General features: G+C 50.8%; 23 protein-coding genes and 1 tRNA gene. 20 read left to right on the top strand and 4 right to left on the bottom strand.

Annotated elements, in window-relative coordinates; genetic code table 11:
* From ENN66_08385 to selB, 4 genes are all read left to right on the top strand, one after another.
* Entirely contained in the window at positions 1-1,527 is a 1,527-nt protein-coding gene (locus ENN66_08385; protein HDS16603.1) for an Rne/Rng family ribonuclease, read from the top strand.
* A 103-nt stretch (positions 1,528-1,630) separates the two neighbouring features.
* A complete protein-coding gene (locus ENN66_08380; protein ID HDS16602.1) occupies positions 1,631-1,828 on the top strand; it encodes a DUF1858 domain-containing protein in 198 nt (65 codons plus the stop codon).
* Between the two features lie 10 nt (positions 1,829-1,838).
* Positions 1,839-2,573 (top strand): TlyA family RNA methyltransferase, encoded by a 735-nt coding sequence (locus ENN66_08375; GenBank protein HDS16601.1) that lies wholly within the window; start codon positions 1,839-1,841, stop codon positions 2,571-2,573.
* A 13-nt stretch (positions 2,574-2,586) separates the two neighbouring features.
* Complete coding sequence (gene selB, locus ENN66_08370; GenBank protein ID HDS16600.1) at positions 2,587-4,527, top strand: selenocysteine-specific translation elongation factor; 1,941 nt, start codon at positions 2,587-2,589, stop codon at positions 4,525-4,527.
* A 7-nt stretch (positions 4,528-4,534) separates the two neighbouring features.
* Here the strand turns inward: selB and ENN66_08365 are convergent, their stop codons facing one another.
* From ENN66_08365 to ENN66_08350, 4 genes are all read right to left on the bottom strand, one after another.
* Positions 4,535-4,960, bottom strand: a complete 426-nt coding sequence (locus tag ENN66_08365; protein HDS16599.1) for a thioesterase — start codon at positions 4,958-4,960, stop codon at positions 4,535-4,537.
* Between the two features lie 19 nt (positions 4,961-4,979).
* Complete coding sequence (locus tag ENN66_08360; GenBank protein ID HDS16598.1) at positions 4,980-5,972, bottom strand: hypothetical protein; 993 nt, start codon at positions 5,970-5,972, stop codon at positions 4,980-4,982.
* Positions 5,973-6,282: 310 nt separating this feature from the next.
* On the bottom strand, positions 6,283-7,590 hold the full coding sequence (locus ENN66_08355) for a response regulator (protein HDS16597.1): 1,308 nt from the start codon (positions 7,588-7,590) through the stop codon (positions 6,283-6,285).
* A gap of 205 nt (positions 7,591-7,795) precedes the next feature.
* Positions 7,796-7,872, bottom strand: a tRNA-Met gene (locus tag ENN66_08350).
* A 261-nt stretch (positions 7,873-8,133) separates the two neighbouring features.
* Here ENN66_08350 and ENN66_08345 point away from each other — a divergent pair.
* The 16 genes from ENN66_08345 (at position 8,134) to ENN66_08270 (ending at position 26,283) form a co-directional block, all read left to right on the top strand.
* On the top strand, positions 8,134-9,285 hold the full coding sequence (locus tag ENN66_08345) for an acyl-CoA dehydrogenase (GenBank protein HDS16596.1): 1,152 nt from the start codon (positions 8,134-8,136) through the stop codon (positions 9,283-9,285).
* 148 nt (positions 9,286-9,433) lie between these two features.
* On the top strand, positions 9,434-10,351 hold the full coding sequence (locus ENN66_08340) for a hydroxymethylglutaryl-CoA lyase (protein ID HDS16595.1): 918 nt from the start codon (positions 9,434-9,436) through the stop codon (positions 10,349-10,351).
* Positions 10,352-10,464: 113 nt separating this feature from the next.
* Positions 10,465-11,235 carry an enoyl-CoA hydratase gene (locus ENN66_08335; protein HDS16594.1) on the top strand — a complete coding sequence of 257 codons (771 nt, stop codon included), beginning with the start codon at positions 10,465-10,467 and terminating at the stop codon, positions 11,233-11,235.
* Between the two features lie 199 nt (positions 11,236-11,434).
* A complete protein-coding gene (locus ENN66_08330) occupies positions 11,435-12,610 on the top strand; it encodes a pyruvate carboxyltransferase (GenBank protein ID HDS16593.1) in 1,176 nt (391 codons plus the stop codon).
* 357 nt (positions 12,611-12,967) lie between these two features.
* Positions 12,968-13,807 carry a fumarate hydratase gene (locus ENN66_08325; GenBank protein ID HDS16592.1) on the top strand — a complete coding sequence of 280 codons (840 nt, stop codon included), beginning with the start codon at positions 12,968-12,970 and terminating at the stop codon, positions 13,805-13,807.
* Positions 13,804-14,361: a Fe-S-containing hydro-lyase gene (locus tag ENN66_08320; GenBank protein HDS16591.1), complete on the top strand. Its 558-nt coding sequence runs from the start codon at positions 13,804-13,806 to the stop codon at positions 14,359-14,361. Before ENN66_08325 ends, ENN66_08320 begins: the two co-directional genes overlap by 4 nt.
* Before the next feature lie 13 nt (positions 14,362-14,374).
* Positions 14,375-14,791, top strand: a complete 417-nt coding sequence (locus ENN66_08315) for a 4Fe-4S dicluster domain-containing protein (GenBank protein HDS16590.1) — start codon at positions 14,375-14,377, stop codon at positions 14,789-14,791.
* Positions 14,792-14,808: 17 nt separating this feature from the next.
* Positions 14,809-15,684: a disulfide reductase gene (locus ENN66_08310; GenBank protein ID HDS16589.1), complete on the top strand. Its 876-nt coding sequence runs from the start codon at positions 14,809-14,811 to the stop codon at positions 15,682-15,684.
* 15 nt (positions 15,685-15,699) lie between these two features.
* A complete protein-coding gene (locus tag ENN66_08305) occupies positions 15,700-17,118 on the top strand; it encodes a CoB--CoM heterodisulfide reductase iron-sulfur subunit A family protein (protein HDS16588.1) in 1,419 nt (472 codons plus the stop codon).
* Positions 17,118-19,100 carry a CoB--CoM heterodisulfide reductase iron-sulfur subunit A family protein gene (locus tag ENN66_08300; GenBank protein HDS16587.1) on the top strand — a complete coding sequence of 661 codons (1,983 nt, stop codon included), beginning with the start codon at positions 17,118-17,120 and terminating at the stop codon, positions 19,098-19,100. Before ENN66_08305 ends, ENN66_08300 begins: the two co-directional genes overlap by 1 nt.
* Positions 19,101-19,104: 4 nt before the next feature.
* Positions 19,105-19,629, top strand: coding sequence for a heterodisulfide reductase (locus ENN66_08295; GenBank protein HDS16586.1), 525 nt, complete (start codon positions 19,105-19,107; stop codon positions 19,627-19,629).
* A 106-nt stretch (positions 19,630-19,735) separates the two neighbouring features.
* The gene (locus ENN66_08290) at positions 19,736-20,566 is read left to right on the top strand and encodes a heterodisulfide reductase subunit B (protein ID HDS16585.1); all 831 of its coding nucleotides are present in this window, start codon (positions 19,736-19,738) and stop codon (positions 20,564-20,566) included.
* 46 nt (positions 20,567-20,612) lie between these two features.
* The gene (locus tag ENN66_08285; GenBank protein ID HDS16584.1) at positions 20,613-23,663 is read left to right on the top strand and encodes a CoB--CoM heterodisulfide reductase iron-sulfur subunit A family protein; all 3,051 of its coding nucleotides are present in this window, start codon (positions 20,613-20,615) and stop codon (positions 23,661-23,663) included.
* 92 nt (positions 23,664-23,755) lie between these two features.
* Positions 23,756-24,184, top strand: a complete 429-nt coding sequence (locus ENN66_08280) for a hydrogenase iron-sulfur subunit (GenBank protein ID HDS16583.1) — start codon at positions 23,756-23,758, stop codon at positions 24,182-24,184.
* A 112-nt stretch (positions 24,185-24,296) separates the two neighbouring features.
* Positions 24,297-25,445 (top strand): formate dehydrogenase, encoded by a 1,149-nt coding sequence (locus ENN66_08275; protein HDS16582.1) that lies wholly within the window; start codon positions 24,297-24,299, stop codon positions 25,443-25,445.
* Positions 25,446-25,506: 61 nt separating this feature from the next.
* On the top strand, positions 25,507-26,283 hold the full coding sequence (locus ENN66_08270; GenBank protein HDS16581.1) for a 4Fe-4S dicluster domain-containing protein: 777 nt from the start codon (positions 25,507-25,509) through the stop codon (positions 26,281-26,283).
* Positions 26,284-26,379: the final 96 nt, after the last annotated feature.

The following is a 26,379-nucleotide window of genomic DNA, read 5'->3' as shown; positions in this document are numbered from 1 at the left end:
ATGTCGGCAGAACTGATTGTCAATGTAACCGAAGGAGAGGTTAGGGTCGCTTTGCTGGAAAACGGGACTCTGGCCGAACTCTTTTATGAACGCGATCGTGGTCTGGGAATCGTGGGGAATATCTATAACGGTCGAGTCGTCAAAGTCCTGCCGGGGATGGATGCTGCGTTTGTCGATATCGGTCTTGACAAGGCCGCTTTTCTCTATATTGCCGATGTGCGCAGTGAAGAGGATATCGCGACCTTTCTTCCCGCAGATGAAAATGTGGTCGTCGACGAGGAATTCGCCCTGGGAGATGGTGAATTGGATGAAGCTTTGCCGGCGCCGCAGATTGAGGATTTGCTGCAGGAGGGGCAGGACATCCTGGTGCAGGTTTCGCGAGAGCCCATGGGAAGCAAGGGGGCCCGGATCACCACCTACAATTCGCTGCCGGGTCGCTATCTGGTCTTGTTACCGACCGTCGACCATGTCGGTATCTCCAGGAAAATTGAGGATGATGTCGAGCGGCAACGGCTTAAGGATTTGGTTGCTGGGATCAAACCCGCAGGCATGGGGCTGATTGTCAGAACCGTCAGCGAAGGCAAGGATGAAACCGCCCTGCAGCATGATCTTAATTTTCTCCTCAGACTCTGGGACAATATCAAGCATAAAAAAGAAAAGACCAAATCCCTTAATCTGGTGTATCAGGATCTGCGTTTGGTACAACGGATTATCCGTGATCTTTATTCCGACGAAATCGACCGGCTGGTGGTTGATTCGGATGAATGCTATCATGACCTTAAAGAGTTTATCTCAGTGTATTTCCCTGATCTGCATTGTGAAATTGAACGTTACACCGGTATCCAGCCGATTTTTCAGGCCTACGATATTGAAATAGAGGTTAATAAATCGCTTGAACAAAAAGTCTGGTTGAAATCAGGGGGCTACATTGTCATTGAGTCAACCGAGGCTCTGACCGCAATCGATGTTAACACCGGTCGCTTTGTCGGCAAGAAAAATCTTGAGGATACGATTCTCAAGACCAATCTTGAAGCGGCCAAGGAAATTGCTTTTCAGTTGCGCCTGCGTAATATCGGCGGCATTATTATCATCGATTTCATTGACATGGAGAATCGCAGTCATCGTGAACGAGTCAATGCCGCCTTGGAAGAAGCTTTGAAGCGGGACAAGGCCAAATCCAATGTCCTTAAGATTTCTGAGCTTGGTCTGGTGGAAATGACCAGAGAGCGGGTCAGGAACAGTATCTCACGAATGCTCTGCGACCCCTGTCCCTATTGTGAGGGGCGCGGCATCGTCAAATCCAAATCGACGGTTACCTATGAGATTGTGCGCGAGCTCAAAAGTTATGGTTATGACCTTGATGTCAAAGAACTGATAGTTATGGTTAATTCTGAACTGGCGGACTATATCTATGATAATGAGAGCCTTTCCCTGGACAATCTGGAATATGCCATGCGCAAAAAAATTACCTTGAAAAAGGTTGATCATTTTCAGTGGGAAGAATATGAGATTATCGCCCGGATATAAAGGATATTTTCGTTTTAGGTTTTCTCCGGACCGGCTGGGGAAGGTTGCTGATTGATAATTTGGGGCCGGGGAAATAAGTCCCTGCTAGTTATGGAGTGACAGGATGAGTATTACGGCTGAAACACCTATTCGTGATTTATTAACTAAATATCCGAAAGCAGCGGAAGTGTTCGCCGCCAAAGGAATGGTCTGCCTAGGCTGCGCGGCCTCGATGTTTGAAACCGTAGCCGAGGGCGCGGCGGCGCATGGAATTGAGGTCGAAGCCTTATTGGTCGAGATGAATCAGGCCATCGGCCAATAAACCTTAATTTGTGATTAAAGAACGTATCGATACCCTGTTGGTTCAGCGCGGTCTGACCGTCAGCCGGGAGCGGGCCCGGGCTTTGATTCTTGCCGGTAAAGTGGTTTGCAACGAGCGCCTGATTGATAAGGCCGGCACGCGAGTGGCGCTTGATGCCGAGCTCAGACTTAAGGGCGAGGACTTGCCTTTCGTTGGTCGCGGAGGATTGAAGCTGGAGGCGGCGCTGAAGGCCTTTCCCGTACAGGTCGCCGGAAGGACGGCGGTCGATATCGGCGCTTCCACGGGGGGCTTTACCGACTGCCTCCTGAAACATGGAGCGCGGCGAGTATATGCCGTCGATGTCGGTTATGGACAGCTTGACTGGTCGCTGCGCCGTGATGAGCGGGTGGTGGTGATGGAGCGAACCAATATCCGCCACAGCGTCAAGACTGATTTTCCCGAGTCTCTAGACTTGGCGGTACTGGATCTTTCCTTTATTTCCCTGACCAAGGTTTTGCCGACGGTCGCTTTGTTGTTGCCGGCCGCCGCTCCGGTCGTAGCCCTGTTAAAACCTCAGTTTGAAGTAGGTAAGGGCGAGATCGGCAAGGGTGGAATTGTTCGGCATGAGAAAAAACGCCTGGCGGCACTGGATAGGGTCGTCGATTTTGCCGAAAACCATGGTTTTGTGCTGCGGCAAAAGATTGCCTCGCCGATTCTCGGGCAGAAGGGTAACGTCGAATATCTGCTTTTTCTGACCAAATGTTAAGCCATGGCATTTGATGGACGGGGGTAAATCAGGGTATAAAATGGCAGAAAAGCATATTGTTCTGGGAACTGCGGGTCATGTTGACCATGGTAAAACCACCCTGGTCAAAGCTTTGACCGGGACCGATACCGATCGGCTTGCCGAGGAAAAAAAACGCGGGATCACCATCGAACTGGGTTTTGCTCATTTACGCCTGCCCAGCGGTCAGCTTCTGGGTGTGATAGATGTTCCCGGGCATGAGCGTTTTATCAAGAATATGGTGGCCGGAGCCTGTGGCATTGATCTGGTTATGTTGTTGGTGGCGGCCGACGAAGGAGTCATGCCGCAAACCCGTGAACATTTTGATGTCTGCCGCTTGCTTGGCATCAGCAGAGGCCTCGTGGTGATCAGCAAGTGTGATACCGTGGAGGAAGAGCTGCTTGATCTGGTCAAGGAGGAGATTTCGGAGCTTACGGCAGGTAGTTTTTTGGCAGAGGCTCCCGTGATTCCGGTCTCGGCGCTAACCGGGGCCGGTCTTGGAGATTTATTGGCGGCCCTTGACGAGATTGCGGCCACGGTGATTGAAAAACCTGATTCCGGAACCTTTCGTCTGTCGGTTGATCGGGCTTTTGTGATCAAAGGATTTGGCACCGTTGTCACCGGAACGGTTGCTTCAGGGTCTCTGGGCCTGGGAGAAATGGTGACAATTGTACCTGCCGGCTTAAACAGCAGAGTCCGCAGCCTTCAGGCTTACGGCGAGGAGAGAGAACAGGTTTTTGCTGGTGAACGGGCGGCAATCAACCTGCAGGGCTTGGAAAAATCAGAAATTGAACGCGGCGAAGTCTTGGCTCGACCACAAACCGTGCTGTCGACATCGATGGTTGATCTTTATTATAGTCATCTAGACGGGGCTTCGGCCGCGCTGCCAGCCCGGACTAAAATGCTGGTTCATTGCGGAACTGCGGCCTTGATGGGAACCGTGGTCGTTCTGGACGGTCGCGAGATTGAGCCGGGAGCCTCCGGTTATGTGCAGGTGCGTCTGGAAACGCCGGCGGTTGTGGTTTACGGCGATCGCATGGTCTTGCGCAGTTTTGCCCGCCGGGAAACGGTGGGAGGGGGGATAATCATCAATCCCTGCCCGGCGAAACATCGGCTCAAGGAATATTTACAGCTGTTGCCCGATCTTGAACGTCTGCGGGCGGCGCAACCCGCGGACGTGGTGGCTACGCTGGTCAGGCAGGCTGGGGTTGTAGGTTTGCCCCTGGCCCGGCTCAAGGCTTGTCTCAATCTTTCCGCAAAAGCTTTGACCAAGGTTCTCGACGAGCTTCTTGCCCGTCGTGAGTTGGTGCGTTTCGACAATGAAAAGCAGCTGTTTATCGGTGGTGAAAATTTTACTGGGCTGGAGGAGCAAATTGTTTCTCTGGTGGCGGATTATCATCGGCGTGAAGCTTTACGTGATGGGATGGCCAAGGAAGAAGTCAGATCCCGGCTGGAGTTATCGGCCCCCTTGTTTCATGCCTTGTTGTTGCGTCTGACTAAAAACGATCGCCTGGTAGTCGATAAGGATCTTTTACGCACCCCGGGTCATCGCGTCAGGTTGGAGGTTGATACTGACAAATTGAAAGCCCGTCTCCTGGACCTCTACCGGCGGGCCGGCTTGGCTTTTCCCGACTATGCTTCATTGCCTGTTGTGCTCGGAGCGGAAGAATCTGAAATTAAACCACTCTTGAACATGCTGATTAAAGAGGGCGGGCTGCTGAAGGTTCGGGATGGCATTTTCATTACACCGGAGTCTTACGAAAAAATGCGTTCCCTAGTCGTGAATTTTATCAATACACATGGCGGTATGACCACGCAGGAATTTAAATCTCAGATTGATCTCAGCCGAAAATATATTATTCCTCTTTTTGAATATCTTGACCAGCGCAAGGTCACGGCCCGTAAGGGGGAAGCCAGAATCCTTCTCCAGAACTGACGTGGGTTTAAAACAGCCGTCTGAAAACTTCCGGAAGGCCGCATACTTTGCGGGTGGTGTAATTAAAAAAAACGATTCCGGTAGTGGCTCTGGCCACTTCCTTTTCATCTCCCTTTCTTTTTACCCAGTACATGAATGTGCAGCCGACGCGTGAGGGGTCGAGCAGGGCAAGATCGACGGTCAGGGTTTCGCCGTAGCAGACCTCGGCCTTGTAGATGACTGCCAGATCAGCGAGAATTATGCCGCAACCTCCGGTATCTTTTTCGCTGAAACCATGTTTCGTCAAAAAACGCAGACGGACCTCATGCAGCAAGCTTACCAGGTGATCATGGCCCAGGTGGTTGCCATAATTGATATCACTGATCCGCGGCATGATAGTGGTTGTGAAAATAAATTTATTCGGTTCCGGAAGCTCGATTTTTATCCGTTCCATGGCGGCCTTGGAAATTGGTTTATTTTAAGGTGTCGGCAAGTTTCATTCTGAATTGATGATTTTCAATCTTGATTGCGGCGAGCTGGGAAATGGTCCGCAGGGTTTCCAGCTTCTGCTCTTCAATCTCCCGGCTGCAATCAAGATTGACAATGGTCAGAAGACCATAATGCTGATAAGGGGTATAAAGGGGGAAAGAAGCGATTGAGTTGATTCGGTATCTACTATTTGCCATCATGATTTCCTGGTTTTGATGCAGGTCGGTTTCCAGAAAAATCTTCTTGCCGGCGCTGATTTTCTCTATGTATGGAGTGTTGGTTTCATCCATGAAATACAGAGAGCGCAGGCCTTTTTCATTAAGTCCCCATTCAATCTCGGTCTTGAGTCTCCCGTCGGCATCATAGATCATAATCGATCCGACTTCGGCATGCATTATTTTAAGAGCCATGCCCATCATGGTTGCCAATAATGGTTCCAGGCTTTCACTGCCGATCATAACCCCAATTTCGTTGATTAGTTCCAACCGCGCAGCTTGTTGCTCTTTGTTGGTTCTCATTTCACTATAAATAGTCGCGCGAACCATGGCAGCTGTGACATGGTGGAGGAGGAAACGTATTGAAAGTAAATGCTCTTCAAAATTTTCGGGGAACTCATGGACAACCAGCGCGGCCGCGGTTTCGTCGTGATAGGTCAGCCTCTGGGCCCAGTACATATCGAAACGCACGCCGAACCATATCATCGGGGTCGGAAAAAGAAGCGGATCCTGATCAAAAAGAATCGTGAACGGTGCCTCATTTTCCGAAAAAACAATTTCATCCCAGTAGGCGGCATCAATGTTGGTGGAATAGCCCAAGCTGTAACAGCGAGTTTCGTTATTGAACAGAAAATATGAGAATCTGTGAATGTCAAAGAGTTTGCTCATGTATTCGCCGAAGGCGGCGAATAATTCTTCCGTTTCCATGGCCAGATGCACGGCTAGTATAGCCTTAACCAGATTCGACGGCAACGGAATCATGGGGTTTCCTTGATAGCTAAATTAAAGCTTTAAATCTCACAGATTGTTTTCGTTTAAAAAAACAGAAAAATTCTGATGAGATCGCTTAACATTGCGGGCATTCGCAAACAAATTGGGGTCGCCGGGCTCGCCCCGCATTAGTGCCTTACAGGTTATTTTCTTGTTTTTTTTTCAACTTTTTTTCAAGTATAAAAAACAAGAAACTTATCCAGCTCTGCTGGGTCTGATAAGAGTACTTATTTGTGACCAAAGGAAATACCTTTAGGTACGGGGCGTGAAAAATCATTTGGGTTGTGGGATTATTCCCGCGTTAGAGCTCAGTCAGTATGGCATTCACGTTTTCAGCCAAGGCGACAATTTCATCTCTTTGTTGTTCCGGCCACTGCGGATCCAGGCCGAGTCGTTGCAGGCGGCGGCTGAAAGCGGCAGGATCATCGTTCGGTTTTTCCCGTTCCAGAGAAAAACCGAACTGGTTGCTGATCGAATCGGCCAAATAGACGGTCAACGTTTCTCTCGGTGAATAAGTACTGGCTTCCGGCTGGTGATGGTAATGGACGGTTTCGACCAGATTTCTCGGCAGTTTCCATTTGTCCAGCAGAATACGTCCGATTTCACCGTGTGAAAAGCCCAAAAGCTCACGTTCGGCTTCGCTTAGGGTTTTCCCCTGTTCGAGAAGTAAGGTCAGATTTTTACTTTCTTTCTGAATAAAGGGCCCCAGAATGAGCTTGCCGATATCGTGCATAAGCCCGGAGACATAGCAGTTCTCGATTCCTTCCGAGGTTAAATGGGCCGCCGCCGCGATTTTTTTTGAGAGTGAGGCCACGATGTTGGCATGCTGCCAAAGGCCGTCACGTTGGTAGTCGTAGACGGGCAGGCTGTGTTTAAAAATAGATGAAGTTGATACCCCGAGAACCAGGCTGCGGATGGTGTTGTGTCCCAGGTATACCACGGCTTCGCTGATGCTGGAAACCTTGCGTGACAAGCTGTAAAAAGATGAGTTGGCCATGCGCAGCATCCGCGCCGTCAAGGCCTGGTCCCGGGCGAGAATCGCTTCGAAGTCGGAAGCGTTTGATTTATCGCTGTTAACCAGCGCAATAATCTTGTAGACGATCGCCGGAAGGGAAGGAATCTCTTCGATTTTCTGCATAAGCTGGCTTTTCAGGCGTTCATCGTTGATGGTTTTCAAGGACAGCTTGTGCTGGGTTCCGAGCTTTTTGCCAATCTGGACGGAAGTAAATTCTGTATTATTAAGGTCGCGGATATTAAGGGCCAATTTGATTTGTTTGATCAGGTTAGCTTTGTCGAAAGGTTTGGTGATGAAACCGTCTGCGCCCAGCTTGCGAGCGCGGAGAATATTCTCCCGCGTGGCCTGGCTGGTAGTGATGATTACCGGAATTTGGTGTAGCTGCCTATCCTTCTTGATATGCTCAAGCAGAATAAAGTCATCGTAGCCCCTGACGATGGCTTCGCAGATGATAAGCTTGGGAATTTCCGCTTGTAGAGAGCTGATGAATTCCGCCAATGATTTTATTATGCGGGTTTTGAGACCTGTTTGACTAATAACCCGGGCGATTTCCTCAGCCGATTCAAGGTTAGGATCAAAAATAAAAGCCAGCATGGATGGAGTTCCTGTTCTAAGCGCGTAAGTGTGCTCTCTAACGTATTTGAAGTTGGTTGTTTTTGTTTTCGAGCTAATAGCATGCTGCTCTTTGCGATTGCAACCGTTTTACCACCGCGGATGAAAAAACAGAATAGGTGTGAACGACCGGCGGATACTGAAATGGAACAAGCTGAATGAATAGCTGAGATGGGATGAAGAGAAATGGTGGCGGTGCAGGGAATTGAACCCCGGACACTACGGATATGAGCCGTATGCTCTAACCATCTGAGCTACACCGCCTTGGTTTTCCAACTGTCAAACTTAATACGAGGCGCTTTTTAATGTTTTTTTCACCCTTTGTCAATCTTTATTGTGACTTTCGCGCAGGATTATGCTGCTTACAATGAAAACATAATTATGTTTGGGGATTTTCGTTGACAAGCCTACGGAAATAATATAATTTACAACCCCTCTCGAAGGAAAGATAAAGTCGGGTTCCTTTTTTTTGGTGATTGGTTTAACAGTTAACGTAAGGTGGGAATTTTAAGGAAGGGTAGACCTATGGCACTCAGTTTTGATATGACGGAAGAACAGGAAATCCTACGTAAAAGTGTTCGCGGTTTTGCTGAAAAAGAGATCGCCCCGGTGGCCCAGGAGCTTGATCGGAAGGAAGAATTTTCTCTCGATCTGACTCGTAAAATGGGTGATCTCGGACTATTCGGGATGTTTGTCTCCCCTGAGTACGGGGGATCCGGACTGGATTATATTTCATATATTATTGCGGTTGAAGAAATTGCCCGGGTTGATGGTTCTCAGGCAGCTACCGTCGCGGCGGGCAATTCCCTGGGGATCGGACCGATCTATTATTACGGAAGTGAAGAACAAAAGCAGGAATGGTTGCCGAGACTTTGCACAGGCGAGATCCTGGCCGGATTTGGCCTGACCGAACCTAATGCCGGCTCAGATGCCGGCAACTCCAAGACTAACGCCATTCTGGATGGCGACGAGTGGGTGATTAATGGGTCCAAAATTTTTATCACCAATGCTTCCGCCCCCAATACCGGGGTTGTAATCGTTCAGGCTGTTACCGGCAAAAGAGCTGATGGTCGTCCGGAAATGAGCTGTATTCTGGTGCCGTCGGGAACGGATGGCATGGAGTGCAGACCGATGCACGGCAAAATGATGTGGCGTGCATCCAACACGACTGAAATCTATTTTGACAATTGTCGGGTTCCAGCCAAAAATCTTCTGGGTAAACGTGGTGAAGGGTTTCATCAGATGTTGGCCACTCTTGATGGTGGTCGTCTGAGTATCGGAGCCATGGGACTTGGAGGCGCCCAGGGGGCTTTTGAAAAGGCTTTGCGTTATTCTCAGGAAAGAATCCAGTTCAGCCGTCCTTTGTTTGATTTTCAGGTCACGCAGTTTAAATTGGCCGACATGGCGATGGAAATTGAATTAGCCCGCAACCTTCTGTATAAGGCTTGCTGGCTGCGTTCAAACAATCGTCCTTTTTCCAAAGAAGCGGCTATGGGTAAGCTTTACTGTTCGGAAGTAATGAGTCGGGTGGTAGACCATGCGGTCCAGATCCATGGTGGTTATGGTTTGATGCAGGAATATGATGTAGAGCGTTTTTACCGGGATCAGAAATTGCTGGAAATCGGCGAAGGAACCTCGGAAGTGCAGCGTCTGGTGATTGCCAGATCTCTAATGTAGGCTTTTTGCCTGAGGTAGCCTGATATTTTTTTTGAAGTCCTGGGAATGAGGTTCGCACTTTCCCGGGACTTCTAGTCCAAGGGGAGGGGCTATTTTTCGCAAGTTGGGTTTTTAATTTCGTTCCATAGTGGAGACGAGTTTAAAAAAAATGGATGACTGTTTTTCCCTGATGCCGAAGAAGGTCCGGTTGGTAGAGGTGTCCCCTCGTGACGGCTGGCAGAATCAGGAAATTTTTATCCCGACTGAAAATAAGGTCGAGCTTATTAATCGTTTGGCGGCCTGTGGATTTAAAGAAATCGAAGTAACTTCTTTTGTCAATCCTAAATCGATACCTCAGCTGCGGGATGCGGCCGAGGTATTGCAAGCCATTGACTCATTCCCTGACCTTGTTACTTCTGTGCTGGTGCCAAATCGTCGGGGGTTGACGGCGGCGCTGGCTTCCGGGGCCGGGAAAATAGTTTTTTTTATCTCGGCCAGCGACACGCATAATAAGAAAAACCTGGGTTGTTCCCAAGCTGAAACCCTGGCTGAGATTGAAGCGATGATTAAGATGATGCCGCTTGACAGAGCTCGCAGGGTGTCTCTTTCCAATGTCTTCGGCTGCCCCTATGAGGGGAAAGTTGACTATGCGGCGGTCAGCTCTCTGGTAGGCTCTTTGTTCGCGCTTGGCTTTAACGAAATAACCCTGTGCGATACCCTCGGGGTGGCTACTCCGGATCAGGTTTATTCTCATTGTTCTCGCCTGCAGGAAGAACTGCCCGAAGTGGATTTTGGTCTTCATTTGCACGATAGTTGCGGTCGGGCCTTGGCTTGCGTGGTCGCCGGTTTACAGGCCGGTATAGATCGTTATGATAGTGCCGCCAGTGGTCTGGGCGGTTGCCCATATGCTCCCGGTGCGGCTGGAAATCTGGCTACCGAAGATCTGCTTTATTGTCTTGAGGGGATGAGGATAGAGACAGGAATTGACAGTCATGCTCTTTTAGAGGTCGCAATTCGGCAAACTCAGCTGACCTATGGGGGGCATAGCCATATGCAATCATTTATCGGAGCCTGTGTAAAAAGATGATACAATACTTTTATCATCTTTTTTGTTTGCGAAAGAAGAAAAAAAACATTTATATGTTCTTAAACTTTTAGTCGGGTTATTAAGATTTTTTTTGGGGGGAACGGATGTCTGAAGTGATCTTAAGCGAAAACCGTGACGGGGTTTTGATTGTAACTTTAAATCGCCCCGAAAGCATGAACTCTTTGAATCGTGAGCTTCTCGCTGCCCTGAATAGACTGGTAAGTGGGATCAGTGTTGATCGTTCCGTAAGGGTAGTGATCATCACCGGTGCCGGGGAGAAATCTTTTTGCTCCGGCGCTGATCTCAAAGAACGGGCGACCATGACCCCGATCGAGGTTAAACAGTATATTCAGATGATTCGCAACACCTTCACGATGGTCGAAAATCTTCCCCAGCCTGTGATCGCCGCGGTCAATGGTTTTGCTTTCGGAGGAGGAACGGAGCTGGCCCTGGCTTGTGATATCAGGATAGCGGTCTCCAGTGCGACCATGGGTCTGACTGAAACCAGCCTGGGAATTATTCCCGGTGCCGGCGGAACTCAGCGGCTGGCTCGTCTTCTCGGTAAAGGCAAAGCTAAGGAGTTGATTTTCACCGCCCATCGGGCCAAGGCAGATGAAGCTCTGGCTATCGGTCTTGTTAATCAGGTGGCGCCACAAGGTGAACTTCTCGATGCCGCCTTGAATATGGCGGCAAAGATTAAGAAGAATGCCCCGGTGGCCTTAGAAATGGCCAAGTACGCGATAAACTACGGCAGTGAAGTTGATTTAGGTAGCGGCCTGGCTATCGAATCAAATTGCTATGCCGTGACCATCCCGACTAAAGATCGCATTGAAGGTCTGACCGCTTTCAGGGAAAAAAGAGAGCCGGTTTATACTGGCGAATAGTTTACGCCCCGCCTATCTTAAGATTGACTGAATTACATCGATCAGGCGGAGCCAGAGTTCTTTTAATCCGGAAAGATTTGGGTGGCAGGCGCCCGTTCCGTATTCTTGTTGGTCTTGATCGGTAGATACCAAAGATCAGCAGCGGGGGTAGGTAAGATTTCCGGAAATTAATCAGAAGAATAATTGTGTGGAGGAAAATATGTCAAGCCACGATCTTTTTGATGTTTTTAAAAGAATGCCGAAAAAAGTCAATATTGGTGATATTACTGTCCGTGACGGATTCCAGCATGAGGAACACTTTATTCCCACCCGGGCCAAAATTTTTTATCTGCAGGAAATGGCATTTGCCGGTATTAAACGGATGGAGGTTACCAATCTGGGCGACCCCAGGAATATGCCTCAGTTTGAAGACGCCGAAGAGTTAATGAAGAGCGTGCATGACGATCTTTTTAAGAAACGTTTGGCCAAGCGTGGAATTAAACATGAAGATATCGAATGGACTTGTATTACCATTCGGGAAAGTGCGGTTGATCGGGCCATCGAGATGAAAAAGCGCGGTTATGGCCCGGATCGTATTCTGATGATGGTTTCGACTGACGAACAGCATCATTTCGCCAATTCCCGTTCAACCTTGCCGCAGTACTGGCGTGAAGCCGAACGCTGCATTAAAAAGTGCCATGATGTCGGAATCAAAATGTGCGGAACTGTCAGTACGATTTGGGGTAGTCCGATTTCCGGGCCGACTAAATTTGAGGACGCGGTTGAGTTTACTCGTCGCTGGCTCAGTATCGGGGCTGATGATATCGAGCATGCTGACCATGATGGATCGGCTCCGCCGAACAAAGTCTATCGCTATTTCTCGATGATTCTGGACGCTCTTCCCAATCCAGATCTTCATGTCGCTCATTTTCATGTCACCCGGGGATGGGGCAACGCCAATGTTTTGGCGGCATTACAGGCGGGAATCACTAACTTTGAAGCAACCATCGGCGGTACTGGTGGCCAGCCGGCTAATTTTGTTGACGGAGTCCCGGGTTTGGGGACCGGAGACTACTACTACAAGGATCCTAATGTGGTTGGTCTTTCCGTTCTTGAAGACATGTTGGTAATGATGGACGAGATGGGAATCGAAACCGGAATTGACATTGACCGGATTCTCCAGCTGGGCACCATGATGGAACGCACGGTTGGTCGTCGCCTGCGTTCGGAATCGATTCTTAATGGCCGCATTCCAAAGCATGTTCGGGAGGATTTTAAACGTCCTGAATTGTCTAAGATCAAGGAGAAAAATGGCGAAAAACCTGGCCAGATTATTCCCGAGGAGTGGTCTGTAGAAGCTGTGGTCCCAGCGGAGGTACTGCAGTCTAAAAATTAATTTTGATTGTTTATTCAGCCCCGACAGCCTTGTTTGTCGGGGCTTTTTTCGTTTTGTGCTATGGTCATTATTGTGCGCTATGCTCGGGCATCATTTTGATCTTGTCGGTCGATGAAAAGAATCTATTTGTTTGATGTGCCCCCGTCGATGAAGAATTTATGTTTGGATGAGAGTGAAATGGTCCGAAAATTGAGCTCAGGTTGCTCTTGCAAAAGGTTAACGTTATGAAATTATAGATGAAACGATCTGTTAAAAAAAAATAAATTTTTTTTATATTGCAGTTGACAAACAATGGGGTATACAGTATACAAACAGCCGGCTTTGGTTAAAGCTGCTATTTAAAAAGTGGTGCTTAAAATGCGTGAAATTGATGTTTCGCTGGTCGAAAAAACGGTAGCTCGTTTATGTATAGAGGCTAATTGTAATCTCGGGTCGGATATGAAACGGGCCTTGGACCTGGCAGCCGCCAGGGAAGAGTCTCCGGCCGGCGGGGATATTATCAGGCAGCTTCAGGAAAATGCGGCAATCGCGGCAAAAGAGCAAGTGCCGATCTGCCAGGATACCGGTCTGGCCGTGGTTTTTGTTACTTTGGGACAGGACGTCAGAATTGTCGGCGGCAGTCTTGAGGGCGCAATCAATGCCGGCGTCCGACGGGGATACCAGGACGGGTTCCTGCGGAAATCAGCCTGTCATCCCTTTACCAGGGCCAATACCGGCGATAATACTCCGGCAATTATACATTACAACCTTGTGCCCGGAGAGCAATTAAGCATCATTGTGGCCCCCAAAGGGGGTGGCAGTGAAAATATGTCGAAGGTGGTCATGCTCAAACCGGCCGATGGCGTTGCCGGGATTAAGGAGCAGGTTGTTGCCTGGGTGCGCCAGGCGGGGGGGAATCCCTGTCCGCCGACAATTGTCGGCGTTGGTATCGGTGGTAATTTCGAGCGGTCGGCCATGTTGGCGAAAGAAGCGCTTTTGCGTGAAGTCGGCAGCCCCAATCCCGATCCGGCTCTGCAAAATCTTGAGGACGAACTTTTGACCGCGATCAATAATTTAGGAGTCGGACCCCAGGGGCTCGGCGGTCGCATCACCAGTTTTGCCGTTCATGTCAAAATGCAACCCTGTCATATTGCCAGTTTGCCGTTGGCGATTAATATTCAATGTCATGCAGCCCGGCACCAGGAGGCGATTTTATGATGGATCGGGTTATTCGTCTGACGCCGCCGCTGAGTGAAGGAGTGGTGGCTGATCTGAAAGCGGGCGATCGGGTGTTGCTCAGTGGTACGATTTATACCGGCCGCGATGCCGCGCATAAGCGGCTTGTCGATCTCCTGGCTAAGGGAGAATCGTTGCCGATACCCTTGCAGGGTGAGATTATTTATTTTGTTGGGCCGACTCCGGCTAAACCCGGCAAGGTTATCGGTTCCGCCGGTCCGACTACTAGTTATCGCATGGATTCCTATTCTTCCCGACTGCTGGCTGAAGGTCTAAAGGGCATGATCGGCAAGGGCGGTCGCAGCCGGGAAGTGCGTGATGCGATCGAAAAATATCATGCGGTTTATTTCGCTGCGACCGGCGGGGCTGGGGCACTACTCGCCCAGCGTATAAAAAAGGCTGAAGTTGTCGCCTATGAAGATCTGGGTCCGGAAGCCATTCGTCGGATTGAGGTCGAGGATTTTCCGGTGGTTGTGATCAATGACATCTACGGTAACGATTTGTATGAACAGGGCGTTAAGCCCTATATCAGATAAAGGATAATAACCCATGAAAACCAGGATTTACCGCTCCCAGGTAAAAAGTGATTTCATCAACAAGGTCGCCGAGATCAGCGGCGAAAATTTCTTTAATTGTTATCAATGCGGCAATTGTTCGGCAGGTTGTCCCGCAGTTGATGAAATGGACCTTCTGCCCAGTCAGGTGGTGCGCTATCTGCAACTTGGACTGGAAAATGAAGTTAAAGACTGTAAGTCAATGTGGGTCTGCGCCGCCTGCATGATGTGTCAGGCTCGCTGTCCCAAGGGAGTGGATATCTCTAAAATCATGGAGGCCCTGCGGGTTTTGCGTCTGCGCGAAGTGGGCGGAACGGCACATATTGATGTTACTGATTTTTCCAAAGAATATCTGGCCCGGGCCCCGCAGATCGCGATGATCAGCGGCTATCGGAAGTTCCTTCCACTCTAAATTCTCAAGAGTAAAAGATGAAGTATTCATACTTTCCCGGATGTACCCTTTATACCAAGGCCAAGAAACTTGATGACGCCGGTCGCGAATGCAGCCGGAAGCTGGGTTTTGAGCTTGACGAACTGCCCGACTGGACCTGTTGCGGTGCAACCTTTCCGTTGACCAACGATTATCATATCGCGATGTCGGGGCCGACCAGGATTCTGGCCGATACCAAAGATCGGGGCGATAATAAGCTGGTAACGCTTTGTTCGGTCTGTTTCAATGTGCTTAAGCGCACCAACAACGTCATGCGCAACGACGAGGAGCGGCGGAGCAAGATTACCGATTTTATTGAACGTCAATACCATGGAGAGGTTGATGTTCTGCATTATCTCCAGGTATTGCGCGATGAAATCGGTTTTAAAGTCTTGCAGGATACGGTGGTTAAACCTCTGGCCGGTCTCAAGGTGGCCTGTTATTATGGATGCCTGCTGCTGCGTCCGGTCAAGGAGATCGCTCTTGATGCCATGGAAAACCCGACTATTTTTGAAGATTTTGTTCGGGCTCTAGGCGGTGAACCGGTGCCCTTTCCTTACCGGATCGAATGCTGCGGTGCTTTTCAGACGGTTCACTCGATGACAACGGCAACTCGCTGCTCGCGTGACATTCTCCGGAATGCTTCCGGCAACGGAGCCGATCTGGTGATCACCACTTGTCCTTTATGTCAGTTTAATCTTGATGACCGGCAAGCTGAGATTGTGCAAAGCGATGCGGCCTTTAAAACCATTCCGGTAGTCTATTTTACCCAGTTGCTGGCGATTGCCCTCGATCTGCCCGCTGAAGATCTGGGCTTTGAGCGTAATCTGATTGATCCGCTTCCGCTGTTGCGGGACAAGGGTCTGGTTTCCTGAGATAAGGTTTGATTGATGGCTGAAATAATTGAACTGAGCGGCGAACAAAAAGGCGAACAGCTTTCCTGCGCCTGCGTATTCGGGGGTATGAGCGACTTTGAAAGCGTTCCGGTTGATCGTCGGGTAATGGTTATCGGAGGCGGAATCACCGGTATTACCTCTGCTATCGACCTCGGGAATGCCGGTTATCAGGTACTTTTGGTTGAGAGGCTACCGTCGGTCGGTGGTCGGATGCTGCAACTTTCCGAGACTTTTCCGACGCTTGATTGCGCCCAGTGTACTTTGACCCCACGAACGGTTGAGTCGGGGCAGCATCCCAAGGTTACCCTGAAAACCAGTTGCGAGGTAGAGGCCCTGACAGGCGAACCGGGTAATTTCACGATTCGGGTCAGACAGAAAAAAACTTATGTTGACTGGAATAAATGCACCGGGTGCGGTACCTGTATTCAGAAGTGTCCGAGCAATGGGATCGCCATGTTTGAACGGGATGCCGGTAAAATGACCGCGATTTATACGCTGTCGCCGCAGGCGGTGCCAAACAAGCCGGTGATCGATGCTGAACGCTGCCGCTACCTAACCAGGGGTAAATGTGGGGTTTGCGCCAAGGTCTGTCCGGTCGGGGCGATTGATTACGAGCAGCAGGAAAGTTTCTTCGAGGTTCAGGTTGGAGCCATTATCGTGGCCACTGGTTTCGATATTTACGACTGGAAAAAGAAGATGCCTGAATTCGGAGGTGGCGAGATTCCCGATGTCATCGACGGTCTGACCTTTGAGCGCTATCTTTCCGCCTCGGGGCCGTCGGCCGGAGCCATGGTTCGCCCTTCCGACGGGAAAACTCCGAAAGAGATTGTTTTTATCCAGTGTGTCGGTTCACGGAATCCTGAGTTTCATAAATCCTATTGTTCCCGGGTCTGCTGTATGTATACCGCCAAGCACGCCCGCCTTTACAAACATAAGGTTCATGACGGCCAGGTCTATATTTTTTATATTGATATTCGGTCAACCGGAAAGGGTTATGAGCAGTTTATCCAGCAGTCGGTAGCGGAAGAAGAGCTCATCTATATTCGCGGCCGGGCCGCCCGTCTTTACCGCGAAGGAGATAAGGTTATAGTGCAGGGAGCCGATACCCTGAGTGGTAGAAAAATAGAGATTGCAGCCGACCTGGTGGTGCTGGCGGCGGCCATGGTTCCCAATGAGGGAGCGCAGGAGCTGGCTGAAATCCTGGGTCTGCAGTCCAATAAAGACGGTTTTTTCATCGAGGAAAACTATAAGCTCTCGCCGGTCGAGAGCGGCCGGCCTGGGATTTATCTGGCGGGTTGCTGTCTGGGAGCCAAGGATATTGCCGATTCAGCGGCTCAGGGCAGCGCCGCATCCAGCAAAGCTCAGGTTTTTCTTTCTTCTGTACGACGTAATAAGCAGCAGGAAGCGGTTTAATGGAAAAGAAACTAGGTGTTTTTGTCTGCTGGTGCGGTTCCAACATCGCCAGCAGTGTCGATGTGGACAAGGCCGTGGCTGAGACCTTGAAAATGGACGGCGTGGTGCATGCCGAAAACTACATGTATATGTGCTCCGATCCCGGTCAGCAGAAGGTCAAGGATACGATCGTGGAAAAGGGGTTGGATGGTGTGGTGGTGGCCTGTTGTTCGCCCCGCATGCATGAAAATACCTTTCGCAAGGCGGCGGGTTTGGTTGGTTTGAACTCTTATTTGCTGGAAATCGCCAATATTCGGGAGCAATGCAGCTGGGTTCATCAGAATGACAAACCCTTGGCCACGGCCAAGGCGGTCAATATTATTGCCGGGACGCTTGACAAGGTTAAAGAAAATCTGCCGTTGGAGACAATCACGATTGATCTTACCAAGCGCGTTTGTGTCGTCGGTGGCGGTATCGCCGGGATCATGTCGGCGCTTGACCTGGCCAATGCCGGCTATGAAGTGGTGATTATCGAAAAGGAACCGGCCATCGGCGGCCACATGGCTCAGATCAGTCAGACTTTTCCCTATTTCCAAAACGTTCCCGAAATGTTGGAACAGAAGATTGCCGAGGTCGTCGCCCATCATAAAATAAAAGTTTATACTAGTTCAGAGGTCGAGAACCTGGAAGGTTACGTTGGTAATTTCAATGTTACCATTCGCAGTCAGCCGGCTTTTGTCGACATCGCCCGTTGCTCGGCCTGCGGCAAATGCATTGAAGTTTGTCCGGTATCGAATCCCGATGAATTTAATCGCGGACTCAGCCGGCGTGGGGCTATCTTTCGTTACAACCAGTTTGAATCTTCCCGTATTCCGGTTTTGCGCCAGGTAGATTGTTTACATTTTGCCCCTTCCCATGAGGTCGAGCCCTGTACTTTATGTAGTGATGCCTGCCTCGAGAAAGCGATAGATCTTGGGGCGATTCCCGCCTTGCAGAAAGAATTTGTCGGAGCGATCGTCATGGCTACCGGCTATGACCTTTACAACCCGGCCAATCTCCCCGAATACGGAGGTGGTGACATACCTGATGTCATCGACGCCTTGACTTTTGAACGTCTGCTTGATCCCAAAGGTCCTACCGGCGGCAGGGTTGTGTGTCCTTCGAATGGTAAGGTTCCTGAAAGCGTGGTCTTTATTCAGTGTGCCGGTTCTCGTGATCCGGAACGTCATAAAGCGTACTGTTCCCGCGCCTGCTGCATGTATACGGCAAAACAGGCGCGGCTTTACCGCCGCCAGGTTAAAACCGGTACGGCCTATATCTCTTACATGGATATTCGTTCCGACAGCCGTGATTTTGAAGAATTCGTTCAGCGGGGCATGGAGGATGAAAAACTGGTTTATGTGCGCGGTCGGGTTGCCAGGGTGATTCCGGAAGACGGGATGCTCAAGGTGTTTGCCAGTGATACGTTAAGTAGCCGCCAGCTGGAGATTGAGGCGGATTTGGTGGTTCTGGCCATGGCCATGGAACCTAAGACCGGGATTCGCGATCTTGCCAAAAAGATGAACGTCACGATTGACGGCGATGCCTTTCTCTCGGAAACCCATATTAAGCTCTATCCGGTGGAAAGTTCGACCAAAGGAGTCTATCTCGCCGGGTGCGGGCAATCTCCCAAGGATATCACTGACACGGTCTCGCAAGCCCTGGCTACAGCCGGCAAGATCCAGACTATGTTTTCCAATAAAACCCTGATTGCCGATCCCCTGATTGCCGAAGTTAAAAATGATGTCTGCAGCGGCTGTGGCATCTGTATCGAGATCTGCCCTTACGGAGCTCGCCTGATGAACAATTTTACTCGGATTTCCGAGGTCAACCAGGCGGTATGCCAGGGTTGCGGCGCCTGCATTGCCGCCTGTCCCAACAAGGCCTGTGAGTTGATTAATTCGACTTCCCGTCAATTTATCCGGATGATCGGCGATTTTGCCGGCAAAGCCGAGGCGGTGTAAAAAGATGTCTGAAACCCTTCTGCAAAAAGTGATGACTGAAAGCGGTCAGCCGCTGAATCTCTGTTACCAATGCCGTAAATGCAGCGTTGGCTGTCCCATGGTCAAGGAGTTTGATTTTGCTCCCAACGTGGTGGTTCGCATGATTCAGCTCGGCATGAAGGACGAGCTTTTGAACAGCAAGTCGATCTGGATGTGTGTCTCCTGTGAGACTTGCGGCAGTCGCTGTCCCAATGAAATCAGACTCGCCCCGGTTATGGATTCCCTGCGGGCCTTGTGCCTGGCCGAGGGGATTGCTCCGGCTGAGCCGGCAACCGTGGCCCTGCACACCTCGTTTATTGACAGCATCAAAAGATTCGGTCGGGTGCATGAGGCGACCATGTTGATGAGCTATAAACTGAGAAGTAAAAACCTGACCTCGGATCTGGATGTCGGTCTGAAACTTTTCCTCAGAGGTAAAATTCCGATCTTGCCGAAAAAGAGCAAGAATCTCGCAACCGTAAAAAAGATTTTCAATGAGGCCGGCAAATAGGGCGGAGTTCTTTAAATCAAGACGATTTGTAGATCTTGCTGGGTAAGACATTGATATCATAAACTTTTATCTCTCCGGTAATCTCGGATCAGGACACAGTTAAACGATGGGTGAAACCTATTCATATTATCCCGGATGCACCTCGCATTCGACCGCGATGGAGTATATTGAAGCCAGTCTGGCGGTAATCAAGGCGCTCGGCATTGAACTGCGGGAGCTGGATGACTGGTGCTGCTGCGGCGCCGCTTCGGCCCATAACCTTTCGTCGTCCTTGGCTCTCGGGCTCTCCGCCTTCAACGTCGGCGAAGCGCAGAAAAGCGGGCGCGACCTGGTCATTCCTTGCGCCGGCTGCTATGGTAACCTGGCGCAGGCCGACTATGTTCTGCGGCATGATTTAGCCCAGCGAGCTCTTTTTGAAGAAAAATTCGGATTTAAATATGATGAGCGCGTAACCATGCTTTCCCTGGTTGATTTGCTGGCCCGCGAGGAGCTGCGCCCCGCGGTTAAAAAATTGGTGCGAAAGCCTTTAAAAGGGTTGAGGGTGGTTTGTTATTATGGTTGCGCCATTGTCCGGCCGGCGGCGGTAACCGGAGTCGACAGCTGTGAAAATCCCAGGCGGATAGACCGCATGATGGCGGATCTCGGAGCCGAGGTTCTTGACTGGTCCTGCAAGGTTGACTGCTGTGGTGGCGATCTGGGGCTGATTGATGCCCATAAAACCACTGCACTGGTCAATAAGATAGCCGATTACGCTGTGGCCGCCAAGGCTGACTGTCTGGTGACTTCCTGCGCTCTGTGTCAGGCCAATGTCGATATTCGACAACAGCGTCTGCCGATTCTCTATTTCACTGAACTGATGGCCGAGGCCTTTCAAATCGGGGACCGGGCACGCTGGTGGAAAAAACATTTTAACGATCCGGCGCAACTTTTCGCGTAATGACTGAAAAAGACGACGGCTTTCAGCGAACAACTAAGGGTTGAAAATGGCCTCTGAACATAGCAAAAAGATTAATGATAAACGCAAAAAGGTGGCGGTGATCGGGGCCGGTTTCGCCGGTATGACGGCAGCCCTGCAGCTGGCTGAACAGGGGTTTGCGGTTACCCTGGTGGAAAAAGAGGCGGCGATTGGTGGTTTTTTTTCGCTTTTGGACAATACGTTTCCCACCAATTCTTGCGGAGTCTGCTTTCTTTCTCCGAAGCAACCGGCTTACTGCCCTTTCGTCGAGTGCCGTCTGCATGAAAATCTGGAGATTCGGATCGGCAGCCGGCCTGTGGCCCTACAGGGGGAGCCCGGCAATTTCGTCCTGCGCTTGGCGGTTACGCCGTACGGTGTTTCCCAGGAAGACTGTATCGATTGCGGTCGCTGTGTTGAGGTTTGTCCGGTTAGCGTGCCCTTTGAATTCAGCGGCGGGTTGGAAGAACGCAAGGCGATTTACAAACAATATCCAAAGATGGTCAAAGCGGGCTATAGGATTGATCTGGAAAACTGCACTAAATGCGGAGCCTGTGTCAATATCTGTCCGACTCAGGCAATTGACCTTGAAGCCGTAACCCCTTATGAAGAAGATCTTGAGGCCGATGCCGTTCTTCTGACCCCCGGTTTTTCTCTGGTCGATGGGGCTTTAAAAGAAGAGTATGGTTTCGGACGTTATCAGAACGTGGTCAGCAGCCGTCAGTTTGAGCGTATGATCAGTTATTCCGGTCCGAGTCGGGGAACCCCGATTTCTCCCCGGGATGGTTCGATCCCCAAGCGCATCGCATTTATTCAATGTGTCGGTTCCCGCGATGTTTCCTGTGGCCGGGGCTATTGTTCCGCAGTTTGTTGCATGTATGCGACCAAACAGGCGATGTTTGTTCGTGAAAGAAGTCCTGAAACCGAAGTTGTCGTTTACTACATGGATCTGCGCGGCATGGGCAAGGATTACGAGCGTTATTTCAACCGCGCCAAGGATGAATTGGCGATTGAATATCGACGTTCGATAGTCTCGACAGTCAAGGAAGATCCGCGCACCGGCGGCTTAAGTCTGGTCTACGATGATGGTCGCGGTTTTGCTGAAGATCAGGTTGACCTGGTGGTTCTTTCCCTGGGTTTTGATGCGCCCAAACTTGATTTTGCCGCGGCGACCGGAATTGAACTGGATGACTACGGTTTCTGTCGAACCGGTGAGTTCGTTCCGACGCAGACCTCAATTCCGGGGCTTTACGCCGCCGGAGCTTTTTGTGGTCCTAAGGATATTCCGGAAACCGTGATGGAGGCGGCGGCGGCGGCGGATGCGGTGGCAGTGGATCTGGCCGAACCTGAAAGCGAGGAAAATGAGACCGAGCTTGATGGCTTTAATTTGAGCCCTACCGGAGTCTGGTTGGAAGAACCGAAGATCGGAATTTTTCTCTGCGCCTGTGACGGCGCCATGACGGAGGAGCTCAATCTGTCTTCGCTTGCCGAAGAGTTTGTCAAACGTCCGGCCGTGGCCTGCGTTGAAGTAGTTGATAATCTATGCGCCCCGGAAGGTCTGCTTGGTCTGCGCCGTTTTATCGGAGCCCATGGTTTGAACCGGATCATCATCGGCGGTTGCACGGGGCGTGAACTGGAACGTTCACTTGATGCCTTTGCCGAGGATATCGGTTTTAACCGCAACGCTTTCGCCGTGGCCAATTTGCGTGAACAAAATCTTTTTGTTCACGCCGGCAGCCCTGAAATTATATTTGAAAAATCCAGGGCCTTGCTTGCTGCCGCTCTCACGACGGTTTACCGGACCTTGCCGGCTCCGACGCAAAATCTGGTGATGGAAGCACGGGCCTTGGTTGTCGGAGGTGGAGCTGCCGGGATGAATAGCGCCCTTTCCCTGGCCGGTCGCGGCTATCAGGTGACCCTGGTGGAAAAAACCGGGGAGCTGGGCGGGCGCTTGCGTAAATCTTATTACACCCTTGAGGGTTCCCAACCGTCGCAGCTACTGGCTATCATGAGAGCTCGGGTTGAGTCCGAACCGCGTATTGAAGTGCTGCTTAATACACGTTTGCTGGCGCATCAGGGGCGGGTTGGGAGTTATGTCACTCGGGTTGAATGCCAGGAAAGTGAACGCCTGATTAAACACGGAATCATGATTATGGCGCCCGGAGGCCATGAAGCTGTAACTGACGAGTACCTTAGAGGTCAGGACGAGCGGGTTTTGACCCAGAGTGAACTGGAAGAACGGATTGCGACCAGGCCTGATACCCTGGCCTCCAGCCGCCGGATTGTTATGATTCAGTGCGTCGGTTCCAGGGAAGCCGGGAAACTTGAATATTGCAGCCGGGTTTGTTGTACACAGGCTTTAAAAAATGCCTTAAAGCTCAAGGAACTTGATTTCGCCATCGAGATTACGGTTCTTTATCGTGACCTGAGGGCCTACGGCCTGTATGAGGATTATTATCGCCTGGCTCGGGAACAAGGGGTGTTGTTTACCCCTTATGAAGTTTTGGATAAACCTCGGGTCGAGCTGGTCGGCTCAGCCCTGCAACTGAGTTACAATGATCTTATTCTGAAAAATAAGGTCACTTTGCGGCCTGATCTGCTGATTTTGAGTACCGGTATCGTGCCCTCGGATTTTGCTGATCTGGCTCAGATCTTTTCATTGCCGCGTGATGAGTACGGTTTTTTTGCCGAAGCCAACAGCAAGGCCGCGCTGGTTGATTTTGTCGGCGAGGGGCGTTATCATTGCGGCCTGGCCTCGGCCCCGCTGCATATCAAGGAGACCCTGATTCGTTCCCGGGCGGCGGCTTCCCGGGCGGCGACAGTTCTGGCCCGCAGGCAAAGGAGCCCCGCTAAAAATGCAGTGCAGGTCAGTAATAGATTATGTAGCGGCTGCGGCCTTTGTGTCGAAGCCTGCCCTTATGGGGCCCGGCAAATAAACCTCAGCTCCATGATCGCTGAAGTTTATTACGACCTTTGTCACGGTTGCGGCGCCTGCGCCGCAGTCTGTCCCAACGGCGCAACCCAGCAGCTTGGTTTTGACAAGGGGCAGGTGATGGCCGTCAGCCGCGAGCTGATGCGCTGAGATTTAGAAGTGAATGCTTTCGTACAGTCATGTTTCACTGTAGGTATTTCTTTTAAGTAGTTGATTTTAATGTAAATATACAGGAATAAAGTATGGCAGACCCTAACTTTGAGCCAAGAATCGTCGGTTTTCTCTGTCACTGGTGTACCTATACCGGGGCTGATCTGGCCGGCACTACCAGACAGCAGTATCCGGCCGGAATCCGTATTATTCATCTGATGTGTTCCGGCGCGATTGATGTTGTTTATGTTTTGAAAGCGCTGCTTGACGGGGCCGACGGGGTTCTGATCGGTGGTTGTCATCCCGGTGACTGTCATTACCAGACCGGTAATCTTAAGGCCAGGCGCCGGATTGCCTTGCTGCGAACGATTATGGAAAGTGTCGGCCTTGATCCGGAACGGGTCTGGCTGCGCTGGATCAGCGCCAGCGAGGGCCGCCTTTTTGCGGAGACGATTCGGCAATACGATGCCGCCCTGCAGGATCAGGGAGCCAATCCGCTGGCTTCCGAATGGGATCTGTAGTTCTTTTGCAAAATTTCAGGCTGGTTGTCGACGCGGAGTTTTCCTTGCGGAAAAGCGATGGGTTAGGCGGCTGTAGATTACAAAAAATGATTAAATCTGGAGAAAATTGATAATGAAAACGACAGTCATTGATCTGTCTGCTGACTCCTTTAATGGCGAGATTCAAGCGTTTTTAACCAGGCTGTTGGAAAGTGACCTGGTCGGCAGCCTGCTGGTGCCCAAAAAAACCACCGGCGGAGATAATTATGTACATGCTCTGATCAAAAATCCGGACTTGCTCGCCGATACCGATATCAATGCCCCGGTAATGCCGGTGCAGGCGGCGCGAATTATTTCCAATCTGACCTTTCGCGATCCCGGCGAAAGGATTGGAGTAGTGGTTCGACCTTGCGAGGCCCGGGCCCTGGTTGAGCTGGCCAAGTTCAAACAGCTTACTCGTGAGGCTCTGCTGATCATCGCGGTTGATTGTCTCGGCACCTATGAGCCAAAGGTTTTTTCCCAATTGGTTAAAGCCGGCAAAAGTCCGGCTCTTGATTTGCGCCGCCAGGCCACCAGCGGCGTCTGTAAGCCTGACGACAACGCGGTTTTCCGGTCGGCTTGCGCAATCTGCGAATATCCGGCTCCCGAGGTCTCAGTGGTGGATCTGGTGGTTGGCCTCTGGGGGGTGGACAGCAGTAAACAGCTCTATTTTGAAGCGTCTGATGAAGTTGCCGCAGCTCTGGAGGAAGAGAATATTCTGACTTTCAACGGTTTGGGAAACAGCCGGCGTCAGGAGATAATCGCGGCGGTCAAGGCCGAGAGGAGCATAGTCAGGGATCGGGTTTTTAGTGAATTTCGGGGGCGGGTTAATTCAATCAAGGGCATTCAGGAGATGTTTTCAACTTGTATGCGCTGCCATAACTGCATGATCAACTGTCCGATCTGCTATTGCCGGGAATGTGTATTCCGGTCGCCGACATTCGAACATACCCCGGATCAATATCTGGGATGGGCCTGCGATAAGGGCGCGATTCGCATGCCGGCAAACACAGTGATGTTTCATCTGACCCGGCTTAATCACATGGTCATGTCCTGTGTCGGATGCGGCATGTGCGATACCGCCTGTCCCAATGATATTCCGGTGATGTCGTTGTTTCGCAGTGTCGGAGACAAGGCGCAGAAACTGATGGGCTACGAGCCCGGCCGCAGCTATGAGGAAGCTGCTCCGGCGACCACTTTCCGGGATCATGAACTGGGAATTGAGTCCGGCAGCGGCCATTGATTTTTTAATAATCCGGATTTTATAGATATAAAAACGTTTTTTCCGCAGGAGGAAGCTTGCCATGAGTGAGGCGAAGAAAGAGATCAGAGTAGCGACCGGTGACCGGGCTATTCTGCCGGAAGGCACCAAGCTGGTGCCGATCTATATTATGGGTAAACGCTACCAGGTTCCTGAAACCATGACCATTCAGAAAGCGGTTGAGTATGCCGGTTACCAGTTTATCCGTTCCTGTGGTTGTCGCGGCGGCATCTGTGGCGCCTGTCCGACGGTTTATCGCATTCTGGGCGACTACCATCTGCATTTTTGCCTGGCCTGTCAGACTGTGGTCCAGGAAAACATGTTTCTGACCCAGCTGCCTTTTTTCCCGGCCAATCGGACCCCCTATGACATTGAAAAAGTCGATGCCTCGGCCGAAACCATCATGCAGCTTTATCCCGAGGTCATGAAGTGTGTGGCCTGTAATACCTGCACCAAAGCTTGTCCCATGGAAATCAATGTCATGGAATATGTCAATGCGGCGATGCGCGGTGATATCGCCAAAGCGGCCCGGCTTTCCTTTGATTGTATTCAGTGCGGGCTTTGTTCTTCCCGGTGCCCGGCGCAGATTCAGCATTATCATCTGGCCCAGCTTTGCCGCCGGCTCCACGCCAAGTACCAGGTGCCTCAGGCCCAACATCTCAAACCCCGGGTTGCAGATATCAATGCCGGCAAGTTCGTCGATATACTTAAAGATCTGGTCGCCAGTGACGAAGCGAGCCTCCGGACCCTGTATGTCGCGCGACAGATGGAACCCCAGGACAGTGCCAATTGGCAACCGGATGAAACGAGGTTTCTCTAATTCTGCGGCGGTGATTCTCATAAAACTAGCGGAAGCGAGCCCCGCAACCCAAAGGGGTCTTGCGGCCCGCAAATAAGTGCTCTTGTCAGAACCTTT

This window comes from Pseudomonadota bacterium (assembly GCA_011049115.1).
Lineage (GTDB): Bacteria > Desulfobacterota > Anaeroferrophillalia > Anaeroferrophillales > Tharpellaceae > DSCM01.
This window is presented reverse-complemented; position numbering and strand designations above follow the sequence as displayed.